General features: G+C 63.0%; 16 protein-coding genes. 7 read left to right on the forward strand and 9 right to left on the reverse strand.

The genetic code is table 11. From position 1 onward, the window contains the following. The first annotated feature begins 30 nt into the window (after positions 1-30). Entirely contained in the window at positions 31-198 is a 168-nt protein-coding gene (locus KTQ37_RS13575) for a hypothetical protein (protein ID WP_218631061.1), read from the forward strand. A 118-nt stretch (positions 199-316) separates the two neighbouring features. On the opposite strand, the gene KTQ37_RS13580 is transcribed toward KTQ37_RS13575, so the two are convergent. After that, complete coding sequence (locus KTQ37_RS13580) at positions 317-505, reverse strand: DUF1127 domain-containing protein (protein ID WP_218631062.1); 189 nt, start codon at positions 503-505, stop codon at positions 317-319. 87 nt (positions 506-592) lie between these two features. Here KTQ37_RS13580 and KTQ37_RS13585 point away from each other — a divergent pair, with 87 nt between their 5' ends. After that, on the forward strand, positions 593-2,005 hold the full coding sequence (locus KTQ37_RS13585; RefSeq protein WP_218631063.1) for an aminotransferase-like domain-containing protein: 1,413 nt from the start codon (positions 593-595) through the stop codon (positions 2,003-2,005). 104 nt (positions 2,006-2,109) lie between these two features. On the opposite strand, the gene typA is transcribed toward KTQ37_RS13585, so the two are convergent. The 4 genes from typA to KTQ37_RS13605 all read right to left on the reverse strand — a co-directional run bounded on the left by typA (position 2,110) and on the right by KTQ37_RS13605 (position 5,631). Next, entirely contained in the window at positions 2,110-3,927 is a 1,818-nt protein-coding gene (gene typA / locus KTQ37_RS13590) for a translational GTPase TypA (protein ID WP_218631064.1), read from the reverse strand. Between the two features lie 71 nt (positions 3,928-3,998). After that, entirely contained in the window at positions 3,999-4,331 is a 333-nt protein-coding gene (locus KTQ37_RS13595) for an SMR family transporter (RefSeq protein WP_218631065.1), read from the reverse strand. Continuing rightward, complete coding sequence (locus KTQ37_RS13600; protein ID WP_218631066.1) at positions 4,331-4,945, reverse strand: YitT family protein; 615 nt, start codon at positions 4,943-4,945, stop codon at positions 4,331-4,333. Before KTQ37_RS13600 ends, KTQ37_RS13595 begins: the two co-directional genes overlap by 1 nt. Before the next feature lie 68 nt (positions 4,946-5,013). Beyond that, positions 5,014-5,631, reverse strand: coding sequence for a YitT family protein (locus KTQ37_RS13605; protein ID WP_218631067.1), 618 nt, complete (start codon positions 5,629-5,631; stop codon positions 5,014-5,016). Between the two features lie 403 nt (positions 5,632-6,034). On the opposite strand from KTQ37_RS13605, the gene KTQ37_RS13610 reads away from it, so the two are divergent. Beyond that, positions 6,035-6,274: a hypothetical protein gene (locus tag KTQ37_RS13610; RefSeq protein ID WP_218631068.1), complete on the forward strand. Its 240-nt coding sequence runs from the start codon at positions 6,035-6,037 to the stop codon at positions 6,272-6,274. A gap of 63 nt (positions 6,275-6,337) precedes the next feature. Here KTQ37_RS13610 and KTQ37_RS13615 read toward each other — a convergent pair whose 3' ends face one another. The 4 genes from KTQ37_RS13615 to KTQ37_RS13630 form a co-directional block, all read right to left on the reverse strand. Next, positions 6,338-7,552: an NADP-dependent isocitrate dehydrogenase gene (locus KTQ37_RS13615; protein ID WP_218631069.1), complete on the reverse strand. Its 1,215-nt coding sequence runs from the start codon at positions 7,550-7,552 to the stop codon at positions 6,338-6,340. A 95-nt stretch (positions 7,553-7,647) separates the two neighbouring features. Beyond that, positions 7,648-8,244 (reverse strand): HD domain-containing protein, encoded by a 597-nt coding sequence (locus tag KTQ37_RS13620; RefSeq protein ID WP_218631070.1) that lies wholly within the window; start codon positions 8,242-8,244, stop codon positions 7,648-7,650. Beyond that, complete coding sequence (locus KTQ37_RS13625; RefSeq protein WP_218631071.1) at positions 8,245-8,508, reverse strand: hypothetical protein; 264 nt, start codon at positions 8,506-8,508, stop codon at positions 8,245-8,247. Continuing rightward, on the reverse strand, positions 8,508-9,167 hold the full coding sequence (locus KTQ37_RS13630; RefSeq protein ID WP_218631072.1) for an alpha/beta hydrolase: 660 nt from the start codon (positions 9,165-9,167) through the stop codon (positions 8,508-8,510). The genes KTQ37_RS13625 and KTQ37_RS13630 overlap by 1 nt, the downstream gene beginning before the upstream one ends. Before the next feature lie 199 nt (positions 9,168-9,366). On the opposite strand from KTQ37_RS13630, the gene iscR reads away from it, so the two are divergent. The 4 genes from iscR to KTQ37_RS13650 are packed head-to-tail and all read left to right on the forward strand — an operon-like array spanning position 9,367 to position 13,414. Then, a complete protein-coding gene (gene iscR / locus KTQ37_RS13635; RefSeq protein ID WP_218631073.1) occupies positions 9,367-9,825 on the forward strand; it encodes a Fe-S cluster assembly transcriptional regulator IscR in 459 nt (152 codons plus the stop codon). 28 nt (positions 9,826-9,853) lie between these two features. Continuing rightward, positions 9,854-10,933 carry a cysteine desulfurase family protein gene (locus KTQ37_RS13640; protein ID WP_218631074.1) on the forward strand — a complete coding sequence of 360 codons (1,080 nt, stop codon included), beginning with the start codon at positions 9,854-9,856 and terminating at the stop codon, positions 10,931-10,933. Between the two features lie 13 nt (positions 10,934-10,946). Beyond that, positions 10,947-12,467: a Fe-S cluster assembly protein SufB gene (sufB, locus tag KTQ37_RS13645; RefSeq protein WP_218631075.1), complete on the forward strand. Its 1,521-nt coding sequence runs from the start codon at positions 10,947-10,949 to the stop codon at positions 12,465-12,467. A 50-nt stretch (positions 12,468-12,517) separates the two neighbouring features. After that, positions 12,518-13,414 (forward strand): component of SufBCD complex, encoded by an 897-nt coding sequence (locus KTQ37_RS13650; RefSeq protein ID WP_218631076.1) that lies wholly within the window; start codon positions 12,518-12,520, stop codon positions 13,412-13,414. Positions 13,415-13,479: the final 65 nt, after the last annotated feature.

Consider the following 13,479-nt stretch of genomic DNA (forward strand, 5'->3'; position numbering starts at 1 on the left):
CCCCTCCAGCCGGGGCCGGACGTTTTTGGGGTGCCGCATGGCCGTCTCGGTGGCGTCGAAATCGCGGGTGACGACGGTGTCGCGCAGCGCATGGTCAGACGCGTTCAGGGGCTGGTGAATAATCGTTCGCTGGTCGTGGCGCAGTCGCGCGCGACGCGGCAGTTCAAGGCCATCCGGACGCTCGCAGCCGAGCTGTGAGGGCCTCTGATCGTTGCTGAGTAGATCTCCGGATAAGGCTCTAAATTTAAACAAAAAAAGGCCGGGCTAAGCCCGGCCGAGGAAGAGGATCCGACAGGGGACTGCGGCTCCTGAAACTTTAGAACGTGCGGCGCGCTTCGGCCGTAGCCCGCGCTGAATCCAGCCCAATATCGCGCAGCAGGTGCGGGTCCAACCGGGCAAGCGCTGCGCGGGTCTGGCGCATCTCAAGCCACTTCGTGACATGCGCACGCAGGCCGACGCGCTTGGCGCGGAGCGGGGCAATGTGACGAAGCGAATGGCTTAGCATGACGCACCTTTTTCGTATTGATACAATTCTGTCATCTGGGTTAAGCTGATCATATAAAACCCATACAAACGTATCCAGAGAAATATTGTGACTGATACAAATTGGGCTCCAGCCCTCACGCATCAATCGGGACCGAAGTATCTCTCGCTGGTGAGGGCGCTGCGCGAAGGCGTACGCCGCGGCGATCTCGCACCCGGTACACGCTTGCCAACAGTACGTAATTTGGCTTGGAAACTCGGGGTCACGCCGGGGACAGTCGCGCGCGCCTATCAGATCGCAACTCAGGAAGGGCTGCTCGAGGCCGCGGTCGGTCGTGGTACATTTGTATCGACACAATCGCGCCGCCTTGGGCCGACCGAGCCGCTCTACCGCCAGCCATTGACCGATCCGAGTGACGATGATGGCGTCGTCGATCTGCGCTCGCCACAGTTGCCAGACGTTGGTCAGACTCAGGCGCTGGCGACGGTCATGGCGGAGGCAGCGCAAGAGCTTGGGCGGCAGTATCTCGAATACCCCGGCCTGCGCCGCGATCAGTATTGCCGCGAGGCCGCGCTGGAGTGGTTCTGGGGCTACGCGATCTCGTCCGTGATCACCGCTGATGACCTGGTTCTGACGCATGGTGGGCAGAACGGGATCAATATCGTTATGCAGTGCTGCCTGCGTGGCGACCGCCCCGTCGTTCTGTGTGAGGAGCTGGCCTATCCGGGCTTCCGCCACGCCGCGCGCCTCAATCGGGCCGAGGTTATCTCGATCGCGCTCGATGAGGAGGGCATGATCCCCGAGGCGCTCGACGCGGCCTGCCGCAAGCATGGCGGCCAGATCGTCTGTATCACGCCCGACGCGCAAAACCCGACGACGGCCCGGATGGGAAGCGCCCGACGCATCGCCATTGCCGAGGTCGCCCGCAAGCACGACCTGCAGATCATCGAGGACGATTGCTACACCGCGCCCGTCTCGGGCCTGGAAAGCCTGCGTGTGATCGCCCCCGAGCGGTCCTGGCATGTGACATCGCTCTCCAAGACGATCTCGGCCGGAATGCGGTTCGGCATTGTGGTGGCCCCCGAGGGCATGGGCGAAGCCGGCCGCCTGACTGCGCAACACAGCTACTTCGGTCTGCCGCGCCCGGTCACAGATATTGTCACGCGCCTCTTCAGCTCGGGCGAGGCCATGCGTCTGCGCCAGGCCGCTCAGGACGTGATGAGCCGCCGCTTGCAAATGGTGGTGCAGGCCTTCGGTGACCAGGATGTCTCCTGGCAACCCGGCCTCAGCTTTGTCTGGCTCAGGTTGCCGCTTGGCTGGCGCGCCTCCACCTTCGCGCGCGAGGCCGAAGCCGAGGGCGTCCTGCTGCGCTCGGCCGATGAATACGTCCTGCAAGATGGTCATGCCCCGAACGCCGTGCGCATCGCCATGGCGGGTGGTGTGCCCGAAGAGCGCTTCCAACGCGCGATCCGTCGCCTCGTGCGGCTGCTTGAAAATCCGCCCGGTGACCTGCCGGTCTGATGCAAAACCCCGCGCCGGTCGGGCGCGGGGCTAAGACTGCTCTGCCTTCAATGTGGCCGAAATATCCCGGGGGTGCGGGGGCAGCGCCCCCGCTCCGCAATCCGTTACTCGGCGCGCGAGGCGCGCTTGCGCTCATGCGGGTCAAGGTGGCGCTTGCGCAGACGCACGATCTTCGGCGTCACTTCAACCAGTTCGTCATCGTTGATATAGGCGATCGCCTCTTCAAGGCTCATACGCACCGGCGGGGTCAGGCGCACGGCTTCGTCCGTGCCCGAGGCGCGCACGTTGGTCAGCTTCTTGCCCTTGAGCGGGTTGACCTCAAGATCGTTGTCGCGCGAATGCTCGCCGATGATCATGCCGGTATAGACCTGCTCCTGCGCGCCGATGAACAGCTTGCCGCGCTCCTCGAGGTTCCACAGCGCATAGGCCACCGAGACGCCGTTCTCCATCGAGATCAGCACGCCCTGACGGCGGCCCTGGATCGCACCCTTGTAGGGCGCCCAGTCGTGGAAGATGCGGTTCAGCACGCCGTTGCCGCGCGTGTCGGTCATGAACTCGCCCTGGTAGCCGATCAGCCCGCGCGAGGGCACATGGGCGACGATACGGGTCTTGCCGTGGCCGGCGGGACGCATCTCGACCAGGTCGCCCTTGCGGTTGCCGGTCAGCTTCTCGATGACAACGCCCGAGTATTCGTCATCCACATCGACGATCACCTCTTCGATGGGCTCCATACGCTCGCCGTTCTCTTCGCGGAAGATCACGCGCGGGCGCGAAATCGACAGCTCGAAGCCCTCGCGGCGCATGTTCTCGATCAAAACGCCCATCTGCAATTCGCCGCGGCCCGAGACGACGAAGGCATCGCCACCGGGAGTGTCCTCGACGCGGATCGCGACGTTGGTTTCCGCCTCTTTCATCAGGCGCTCGCGGATGACGCGCGACTGGACCTTGTTGCCGTCACGGCCCGCCAGCGGGCTGTCGTTGATGCCGAAGGTGACCGAGATGGTCGGCGGGTCGATCGGCTGCGCGGGGATCGCGGTGTCCACGTCCAGCGCGCAAAGCGTATCGGCCACGGTGGCCTTGGTCATGCCCGCGATGGTGACGATGTCACCGGCTTCCGCCACGTCGATGGGCTGCTGCGTCAGGCCGCGGAAGGCGAGGATCTTGGTGCAGCGGAATTGCTCGATCCGCTCGCCGGTGCGCGAGAGCGCCTTGAGCGCATCGCCCACGCGCAGACGGCCCGCCTCAACACGGCCGGTCAGGATGCGGCCGATGAACGGGTCGGCCGAAAGCGTGGTCGCGAGCATCTGGAAGGGCTCGTCCGCGCGGAACTCCTGCTTGGGCGGCTCGACATGCTTCAGGATCAGATCGAACAGCGCCGAGAGATCCTGGCGCGGGCCGTCCAGTTCCAGATCGGCCCAACCGCCGATGCCCGATGCATAGACATGCGGGAAATCAAGCTGCTCGTCGCTGGCGCCGAGGTTGGCAAAGAGGTCGAAAACCTCGTTCAGCGCGTTTTCCGGGTCGGCGGCGGGTTTGTCGACCTTGTTCAGCACCACGATCGGCTTGAGGCCAAGCGCCAGCGCCTTCGAGGTCACGAATTTGGTCTGCGGCATCGGGCCTTCGGCGGCATCGACCAGCAGGCAGACGCCATCGACCATCGACAGGATGCGCTCCACCTCGCCGCCGAAATCGGCGTGGCCGGGGGTGTCGACGATATTGATGCGGGTGCCTTTCCACTCGACCGAGGTCGCCTTGGCCAGAATGGTGATGCCGCGCTCACGCTCGATATCGTTGCTGTCCATGGCGCGCTCGGCCACGGCCTGGTTTTCGCGGAAAGCGCCGGATTGTTTCAGAAGCTGGTCAACCAGGGTCGTCTTGCCGTGGTCAACGTGTGCGATGATCGCAATGTTGCGAATGTCCATTTCGTCCGCCTGTTCGTGGTTTGGGGCGGCCATAGAGGAAATTGGTCGCCAGCGCCAGCCCGAAGCGCCGCTTAGTGCGTAGAGGAGTTGGAAAACAGGTTTATGACGAGAATGCCGGCAATGATCAGCCCGATGCCAAGCGTTGCGGCAAGGTCCAGTTTCTGCCCGAACAGCATCCAACCGGACAGCGCGATCAGCACCATTCCGATGCCCGACCAGAGCGCGTAGGTCACCCCAAGCGGCAGCACCTTCAGCACCAGCGTGAAGAACCAGAACGCCGCTCCGAACCCGACGATCACCCCGACCGAAGGCCAGAATCGTGTGAACTGCTGGCTGGCTTGCAGGCAGGAGGAGCCGAAGGTCTCGAACACGACGGCGATCAGGAGATACAGGTAGGTCTGCATCAGGTCACGATATACCAGTCGCGGCGGTGATTGAAGGCGATCACGAGGTTCACGATCACCGCGCCGAGCAGTGACCACAGGACCCGGTCGATGGGCAGGATCCACAGCGCGACGGCAAACAGCACCAGATCGTGGGTCAGCTGTGTCCAGCCTGCCTTGATGCCGAACTTATCCTGCAAGATCACCGCGACGATGGAGACCCCGCCAAGGCTGCCCGAGTGACGAAAGAGCCCGAGCAACCCGACACCTGCGCTGACACCGAAGAGAACCGCGGCGATGCCGGGGTGGATGGAGCCCACGGCAAAGAGCGGCTTGAGCGCCTCGGCCAGCAGCGACACGAGCGTTACCGTCATCAGGCTTTTCAGGCAGAAGGCCGCGCCACGCGCCCAATAGGCAAAGCCATAGAAGGGGATGTTGATCACGAAGAAGACAAGGCTGAAACTCCAGCCCGTGAGATAGGAGATGATCAGCGCAAGGCCCGCCGTGCCACCCGTGACCAGCCCGGCCGCTCGCAGCAGGTGAATGCCCAAGGCCGCCTGGGCCGATGCGATCAGCAAGCCCTGGATATCCTCAAAGAGGGAGTAGTGCTTCTCGATTTTAAGGTCAGCAATCATGACCCACTAATGCCGCAACGCATCCGTCAGTTCCATTGCCGCGCGCGCATGGCGGGAATGCGTCGGCGTCAGAGGGCGATGTAGCGGTCGCGGCGATGATTGAGCGCGATCACAAGGTTCAGCACCAGCGCGCCAAGCGCCGACCAGGCAACGGTCTGCCAGTCGCGCAGGGTCAGGGCGATCGCAAAGACGCAGGCGTCGAACAGCAGTTGCGTCCAGCCCGCCTTGAATCCGGTCTTGTCCTGCAAATAAAGCGCAAGAATGCCGACGCCGCCAAGGCTTGCACCATGACGGAACAGCGCGAGCAGCGCCGAGCCGGAGACGAAGCCGATCAGAACGGCGCCTATGGCCGGGTGCAGGTTCTGGAACGAGATATACTGCGGCAGCACCATCGTCAGCGCCGAGAGAAGCGCAACCGCAAGGAAGGTCTTGAGCACGAACCCGCCTCCAAGCCGACGATAACCGAACCAGTAGAAGGGCAGGTTGATCACGAAGAACACCGGACCAAAGCCCCAGCCCGTCGCATAGGACACGAGAATCGCAAGCCCCGCCGTCTGGCCCGTAACGAAACCCAGATGCGTTAGCATAAGCACGCCAAATGCCGCCATGAGGCTGCCAAAGGCGATGCCTTGCGCATCATCCAGCGGGGTGTGTCGGGCGGGGTTCTCAGCGATGATCTCGGTCATGGCGCTTTCTGTCACGCGGCGCGGGGGCCGACAAGAGCCTGTGGCGCGACCGCAACGCGAGGCGCGTAGCGGCGCGATCCATTGCATTTCCATTTGCCGCGACTCGGTCGCCCATGGTTTCTGGCGCCATCCGGCTAATTCAGACAGGAGGGCGGAACATGACTGTACACGTTTGCGCCCAAGCAGCCGGCTGGCATCGCGCAGGGGCAACTGCCACCCGCACCGGAGCACGCCGACAGGCCTGATCCGTCGCCCGGACCTCAAGGGGTCCATGTCTGAACCCTCCACCGGACCTCACTGCTGATCCCGACACGGCGTTTGCGCTTTGTCACGGCTCGTCCCGGTCCGGTTTCTTCACCACAAACCAGAGGCCGGGGGCGTTTGCGCGCATTCCGGAAATCACATGACCAGACTGACCCATCATGCCGGGCCCGTGCCCGCATCCTCCATCGAAGCCGCAATCGCGATCCACGGCGCGCGGCGCGTTCTGATCGCGGCCCTGCTTGCCACGCTGCGGCCGCGTGCGGCGCGCCCGCTGGCCGCCAACTTCGTCGGCCTGGACGATCACATGCGCCGCGACATCGGCCTGCCGCCGAAATCCACCTCGCCCCCAAGGCCATACTGGCAGCACTGCGGCTGGTAGCGGAGCTAATGAAAAGGGCCGGCGCAGTGCCGGCCCTGATCATTCGTTAGCGGTTCGGTTGTCTTAACCGACCAGCGCCTTGTTCAGATACTCGTCGATCTTCTCAAGGAAGCCCATCGTGGTCAGCCATTTCTGATCGGGGCCGACCAGCAGCGCCAGATCCTTGGTCATGAAGCCATCCTCGACCGCCTGCACGGTGACCTTCTCAAGCGTCTCGGCAAAGCGCATCAGCTGTGCGTTGTTGTCCAGCTTGGCACGGTGCTTGAGGCCACCAGACCAGGCGTAGATCGACGCGATCGAGTTGGTCGAGGTTTGCTTACCCGCCTGATGCTGGCGATAGTGACGGGTGACGGTGCCGTGGGCGGCCTCGGCCTCCACCGTCTTGCCATCGGGCGTCATCAGAACCGAGGTCATCAGCCCGAGCGAGCCGAAGCCCTGCGCCACGGTATCCGACTGCACATCGCCGTCGTAGTTCTTGCAGGCCCAGACGTAGCCGCCCGACCATTTTAGCGCCGAAGCGACCATGTCGTCGATCAGACGGTGCTCATACCAGATCCCGGCGGCCTTGAACTTCTCTTCGAACTCTTCCTCATAGACCTTCTGGAACAGGTCCTTGAAGCGCCCGTCATAGGCCTTGAGGATAGTGTTCTTGGTCGAAAGATAGACCGGCCAGCCCAGGTTGAGCCCGTAGTTCAGCGAGGCCCGCGCGAAGTCGATGATCGAGTCGTCGAGGTTATACATCCCCATGTAGACGCCCGAGGAGGGGGCCTCATAGACCTCTTTCTCGATCACGGTGCCGTCCTCGCCGACGAATTTCATCGTCAGCTTGCCCTTGCCGGGGAAGCGGAAATCGGTGGCCTTGTACTGGTCGCCAAACGCGTGGCGGCCGACGACGATCGGCTTGGTCCAGCCGGGAACGAGACGCGGCACGTTGCGGCAGATGATCGGCTGGCGGAAGATCACGCCGCCCAGGATGTTGCGGATCGTGCCGTTGGGCGACTTCCACATCTGCTTGAGGCCGAATTCCTCGACGCGGGCCTCGTCGGGGGTGATCGTGGCGCATTTCACGCCAACGCCGTGTTCCTTGATCGCCAGGGCGGCGTCAATGGTGATCTGGTCCTCGGTGCGGTCGCGCTCTTCGATGCCCAGATCGTAATAGAGCAGGTCGAGGTCGAGATAGGGCAGGATCAGTTTCTTCTTGATGAAGTCCCAGATGATCCGCGTCATCTCGTCGCCGTCGAGTTCGACGACGGGGTTTTCAACCTTGATCTTCGTCATGACTTGCTCCGCGCATGAATAAGTGATGCGCGGCTCATACCCCATTCCGGAGGAAAAGGCCATAGTCGGTATGCATTGGTATACCGAAAATTATCTCAGCGGCCGCGAAGCGTGAACCAGGGGCGAATGCGGTCCTGAACCCAGGCCCAGACCGCGGGCAGTCCCTGCGACACCTTGGCGCCGACGCGGGATTCAAGCTGTTCCCAATTTACATCGTACTCCAGCCAGCTGCCGCCGCCGCCTTCGAGGTTCAGCATCACGGGCTGCACCCGATCGAGGCTTTTCGCAAAAATCGCTGTAGGGGTCTGGGCGGCCTCAAACTCGTGCCATGTCGCTTCAAGTTCGGCGCGTAAGTCGTTGGGGAGAAGTCCGAATAAACGCTCAGCCGCGGCCGCTTCGGCGGCCTGAATATCGGCCGAGCCATGGGCCGTGCCGTCCGAGGAATGGATCGGCACGTCACCCACGTCGATCTCGACCAGATCGTGCAGCAAAAGCATCCGGATCGCGCGGTTCACGTCCACGCCGGGGCCGGCCTGATCGGCCAGCACCAGCGCGTAAAGCGCAAGCGTCCAGCTATGCTCGGCCGAGTTTTCCCGGCGCGAGTTATCCGCAAGCGGGGTGGCCCGATAGACGGATTTGAGCTTCTCAGCCTCCAGCAGAAAGGCGAATTGCTGCGAGAGGCGCTCGGTCATCTAGTGCCCGCCCTCGGTGTCGCGCGGCGCGGCGGGGGCCTTGGTGCCCTCGCGCCGGGCGCGGATCGTCTCGTCAAGGAACTTGCGCGCGCGCTGTTCGGACAGGCGCAGGCGGCACGAGGTGTTGAAGGCCTCTTGCAGCGAGGGCGAGGAGGTGCCGATGACCTTGCTCACTTCCATGTAAAGCCGGTCATCGTCGAACTCCTTCATGGCCGCCATCACATCGGCGGCCAATGCATCGGCCAGTTCGTCGAGAAGAGCCATCAGCGCGAGCCCTCGGTCAGGCGGCGCTTCACATAGCCCTGAACCGAGTCGATCATCGGCTTCATATGCGCTTCGTCATCCTTGAAGAAGTGGTCGGCGCCCTCGACTTCCTCGTGGGTGATGGTGATGCCCTTCTGCTCGCGCAGCTTGGACACCAGCGTATGCGTGTCCTTCGGCGGCGCCACGCGGTCGGCGGTGCCGTTGATGATCAGGCCGGACGAGGGGCAGGGCGCGAGGAAGCTGAAGTCATACATGTTCGCGGGCGGCGCGACCGAGATGAAACCGGTGATCTCGGGGCGGCGCATCAGCAGTTGCATCCCGATCCAGGCGCCGAACGAGAACCCGGCCACCCAGCAATGTTTTGAGTTCGGGTTCATCGCCTGCAGGTAATCAAGTGCCGAGGCCGCATCTGACAGCTCGCCAATGCCCTGGTCATACTCGCCCTGGCTGCGGCCGACACCCCGGAAGTTGAAGCGCAGAACGGTGAAGCCGATCTTATGGAAGGCGTAGTGCAGGTTATAGACGACGCGGTTGTTCATCGTGCCGCCGAACTGCGGATCGGGGTGCAGGATGATCGCGATCGGCGCGTCCGGCATGGGCTGCGGATGGTAGCGGCCCTCGAGGCGTCCTTCGGGACCGGGGAAAATGACTTCGGGCATCGGCTCTCGCTGCTTTATTCTCTGGGTCCGGGGGTGCGACGGTGCGTATGCTTGACGCTTTCGCTCAGACACCCTAGGACGGGGCAATCCCCGGCGGGATGCCGGGAATATGGGTGGAATTGAGTTAAGCGGCCCAAGGCGCGGCGTCAATGCTTTGCCCCGCATTTGCAATGCGAACGGGCGCTTGGGGGAGGCGGCGATGAAACTTTCGACCAAAGGACGCTATGCGATGGTGGCGTTGGTGGATCTGGCGATGGCCGGCCCCGATGCGATGACCTCGCTTGCCGCGATCTCGAAGCGTCAGGATATCTCGCTGCCCTATCTCGAACAGTTGTTCGTGCGGTTGCGCCGCGCGGGGCTGGTGGAGTCGGTGCGCGGCCCGGGTGGCGGCTATCGCCTGGCCCGCAACCCCGAGGAAATTCGCGTCTCCGAGATTTTCGAGGCGGTCGATGAAACGGTCAGCGCGCTGCATGTGGGGGCGGGCGCCTCGGGCGGCATCTCGGGGTCGCGCGCGCAATCGCTGTCGAACCGGCTGTGGGAGAGCCTGAGCGCGCAGGTATTCGTCTTCCTGCACCAGACCACGCTTGCCGATGTGACGAAGAACGCGTTGAAACCCTGTCCGGCGGTGCCGTCGCTGTTTTCTGTGGTGGACGAGTGACACAACTGCGCCAAGCGAAAGGCCGGGGATGAGCCGACGGGTCTATCTTGACTGGAACGCGACCGCTCCGCTGCGCCCCGAGGCGCGCGCGGCGATGATCGCGGCGATGGATGTGGTGGGTAATCCGTCCTCGGTCCATGCCGAGGGGCGCGCGGCCAAGGCGCTGATGGAGCGCGCACGCGCCCAGATAGCGGCGGCACTGGGCGCCGAGGGACAGGACATCATCTTCACCTCTGGCGCCACCGAGGGGGCCTCGCTCGCGCTGGCCGGGCGCGGATATGCCTGCGCGGCGATCGAGCATGACGCGGTCTCGGCCTGGTGTGCGGAGGACCTGGCGGCGGACGGGTTCGGCCGGGTCTCTGTGCCCGATCCCGCACGCGCGGCGCTGCAATTGGCAAATTCCGAAACCGGCGTCATCCAGCAATTGCCCGAGGGGCTGGCAGTCAGCGACCTGACGCAGGCCTTTGGCAAGATCCCCTTTGCCTTCAACTGGCTTGGCGTGACGGCGGGGTTGGTCTCGGCCCACAAGCTGGGCGGCCCCAAGGGGATCGGCGCGCTTGTCGTGCGGCGGGGCACCGATATCGCGGCGCAGCTGCGCGGCGGCGGGCAGGAAATGGGCCGTCGTGCGGGCACCGAGAACCTGATCGGAATCGCGGGTTTTGGTGCGGCCGCCGAGGCTGCCGCGCGCGATCTGGCGGCGGGCGTCTGGGAAGAAGTTGCTGAAATTAGAAATATTCTAAAGAATGCTCTGGAAGAGAGCGGTGAGACGCTCTATTTTCCGGGTTGGGAGACATCGGGAGATCATTCGGGGGACGGAGGCCAGGGGCCTGCGATCCTGCCCAATACGGTTTCGATTGTCAGCCCCGGCTGGAAGGGCGAGACGCAGGTGATGCGGCTGGATCTGATGGGGTTCGGCGTGTCGGCAGGCTCGGCCTGTTCCTCGGGCAAGGTCCGCGCGAGCAAGGTTTTGCGCGCGATGGGTTGGTCCGAGGATATGGCGGCATCCGCGTTGCGGGTCTCGCTCGGGCCGGGGGTTACGAAGGATGAGGTTCTGCGCTTTGCCGAGGCTTTCGGCGCGGCACTTAAAAAACATCGCGCAAGAGTCTGACGCGGAAAGGAATATGGCTTTGGAACAGGAACTGGACGTCCGTGAGGGCGTGGATCGTGAAACGGTCGAGACCGTCCAGAACATGGGCTCCTACAAATATGGTTGGGAGACCGAGATCGAGATGGAATACGCCCCCAAGGGCATTTCCGAAGAGATCGTGCGCCTGATTTCGTCCAAGAATGACGAGCCCGAGTGGATGCTGGAATGGCGCCTTGCCGCCTATCGCCGTTGGGTGACCATGGTCGAGCCGAAGTGGGCGATGCTGCATTACCCCGAGATCGACTACCAGGACCTCTACTACTATGCCCGCCCCAAGAGCATGGAGAAGAAGCCCAAGTCGCTCGACGAGGTCGATCCCAAGCTGCTGGCAACTTACGAAAAGCTGGGTATCCCGCTGAAGGAGCAGCTGATCCTTGCCGGCGTCGAGGGCGCCGAGAATTTCGTCGAGGGTGAGCGTCAGGTTGCCGTCGATGCGGTGTTCGACTCGGTCTCGGTCGGCACCACCTTCAAGGCCAAGCTGGCCGAGGCGGGGGTGATCTTCTGCTCGATCTCCGAGGCGATCAAGGAGCACCCGGAGCTGGTCAAGAAATACCTCGGCTCGGTCGTGCCGCAATCGGATAACTTCTTCGCCACGCTGAACTCGGCCGTGTTCTCTGATGGCTCGTTCGTCTACATCCCGCCGGGCACCCGCTGCCCGATGGAGCTGTCGACCTATTTCCGCATCAACGCCGAGAACACCGGGCAGTTCGAGCGCACGCTGATCGTGGCCGACAAGGGGTCGTATGTCAGCTACCTCGAAGGCTGCACCGCGCCCAAGCGCGACACTGCGCAGCTACACGCGGCCGTGGTCGAGATCGTCATTCTCGAGGATGCCGAGGTCAAATATTCGACCGTGCAGAACTGGTTCCCAGGCGACGAGGAAGGCAAGGGCGGGATCTATAACTTCGTCACCAAGCGCGCCGATTGCCGTGGCGACCGCGCCAAGGTGATGTGGACCCAGGTCGAGACCGGCTCGGCCATCACCTGGAAATACCCGTCCTGCATCCTGCGCGGCGATGATACCTCGGGCGAGTTCTACTCGATCGCCATTGCCAACAACTACCAGCAGGCCGACACGGGCACCAAGATGATCCATCTTGGCAAGAACTCGAAGTCGCGCATCGTGTCCAAGGGGATCTCGGCGGGGCAGGCGCAGAACACCTACCGCGGGCTGGTGACGATGCACCCCAAGGCCAAGAACTCGCGCAACTATACGCAGTGCGACAGCCTGCTGATCGGCGACAAATGCGGGGCGCACACCGTTCCCTATATCGAGGTCAAGAACAACTCGAGCCGGGTCGAGCACGAGGCGACGACCAGCAAGGTCGATGACGATCAGCTGTTCTACTGCCGCGCGCGTGGCATGGACGAGGAAGAGGCCGTCGCGCTTGTCGTGAACGGTTTCTGCCGCGAGGTGCTGCAAGCCCTGCCGATGGAATTTGCCATGGAGGCGCAGAGCCTCGTGGCGATTTCGCTTGAAGGCAGCGTCGGCTGATCGACGCTGTCTTGCCAATCTTGGGCGCCTGACGCTGCCGGGAACTCGACTTGAAAACCATTGCCGCCATACGAACGAACCACTGGGGGGAGGATGCCGAGCGCGTCTTCGCCCAGCTGGCGCCCGTATGGGGCGATCGGCTGGTGACAGTGTTCCACAACCGGCCTGAGGGGATGGCACTACCGTTGCCGGTGGTGGACATCAACGACGCTTGGGTTGAGCAGAACGGGTTGCGCGTGCTGCCCGACTGGGGCTGGCGCTGCGGCGATTACTGCCTTTACGCGCTGCGGCAAGCCTATCCAGATGCCGAGCACTTTTGGCTGATCGAGCCCGATGTGTTCTTCAAAGGCGATGTCGGGGCGTTCTTTGACCGCTTTGCGGATCGCGACGAGGATTGCCTTGGTGTGTCGGTGGAACCGCTTCCGGGCGAACATATTTTTTCGCGGTTTTACAAAGACCTGAACCTCCAGCGCGCCATATTTGCACTTGTGCGCTTTTCTTCAGACCTAGTCGATTGGCTGTTTGAGGAGAGGCGCGCTTACCTTCAGCAGTCGATCAAGCCTAAGTTCATTCTGTTTGACGAGTTCTTCTGCTTTTCATGGGCGATGCGAAACAATAAGTTCTCTGTCGGTAGCTTGGCTGAGATTGCCCCCGACTTAGTCTCTAAGGACGCAATGCGGACAGACCCCGATCAGCTGGTCGAGGGTTTGCCAGCGGGTGTTGTACAAGGCGTTTTCCATCCAGTCAGATCTCGGAGCGGCTTCCAAAACGCTATCACGCACCGGTTGGCGCGGCGCGCGACCCCTTTCGGCCCTATGGTTTCACAACTCCAGCACCTTGAGCCGTGGGAGATCGAAGAAATTGCTGACGGAGTCGCCGCTCAGATCAAGGCGACGATGCTGCGGCAGCGCCAGCAGGAAATCAGAAAGAACCAGCGCCGTGGATAAGCGAATTGCGAAATATCCGGGGCGGGAGGCTGGCGGGGCTGCTGTCTCGGGGCGGCGCGCGCCGA

Source organism: Sedimentimonas flavescens (genome assembly GCF_019264375.1).
GTDB lineage: Bacteria > Pseudomonadota > Alphaproteobacteria > Rhodobacterales > Rhodobacteraceae > Rhodobacter > Rhodobacter flavescens.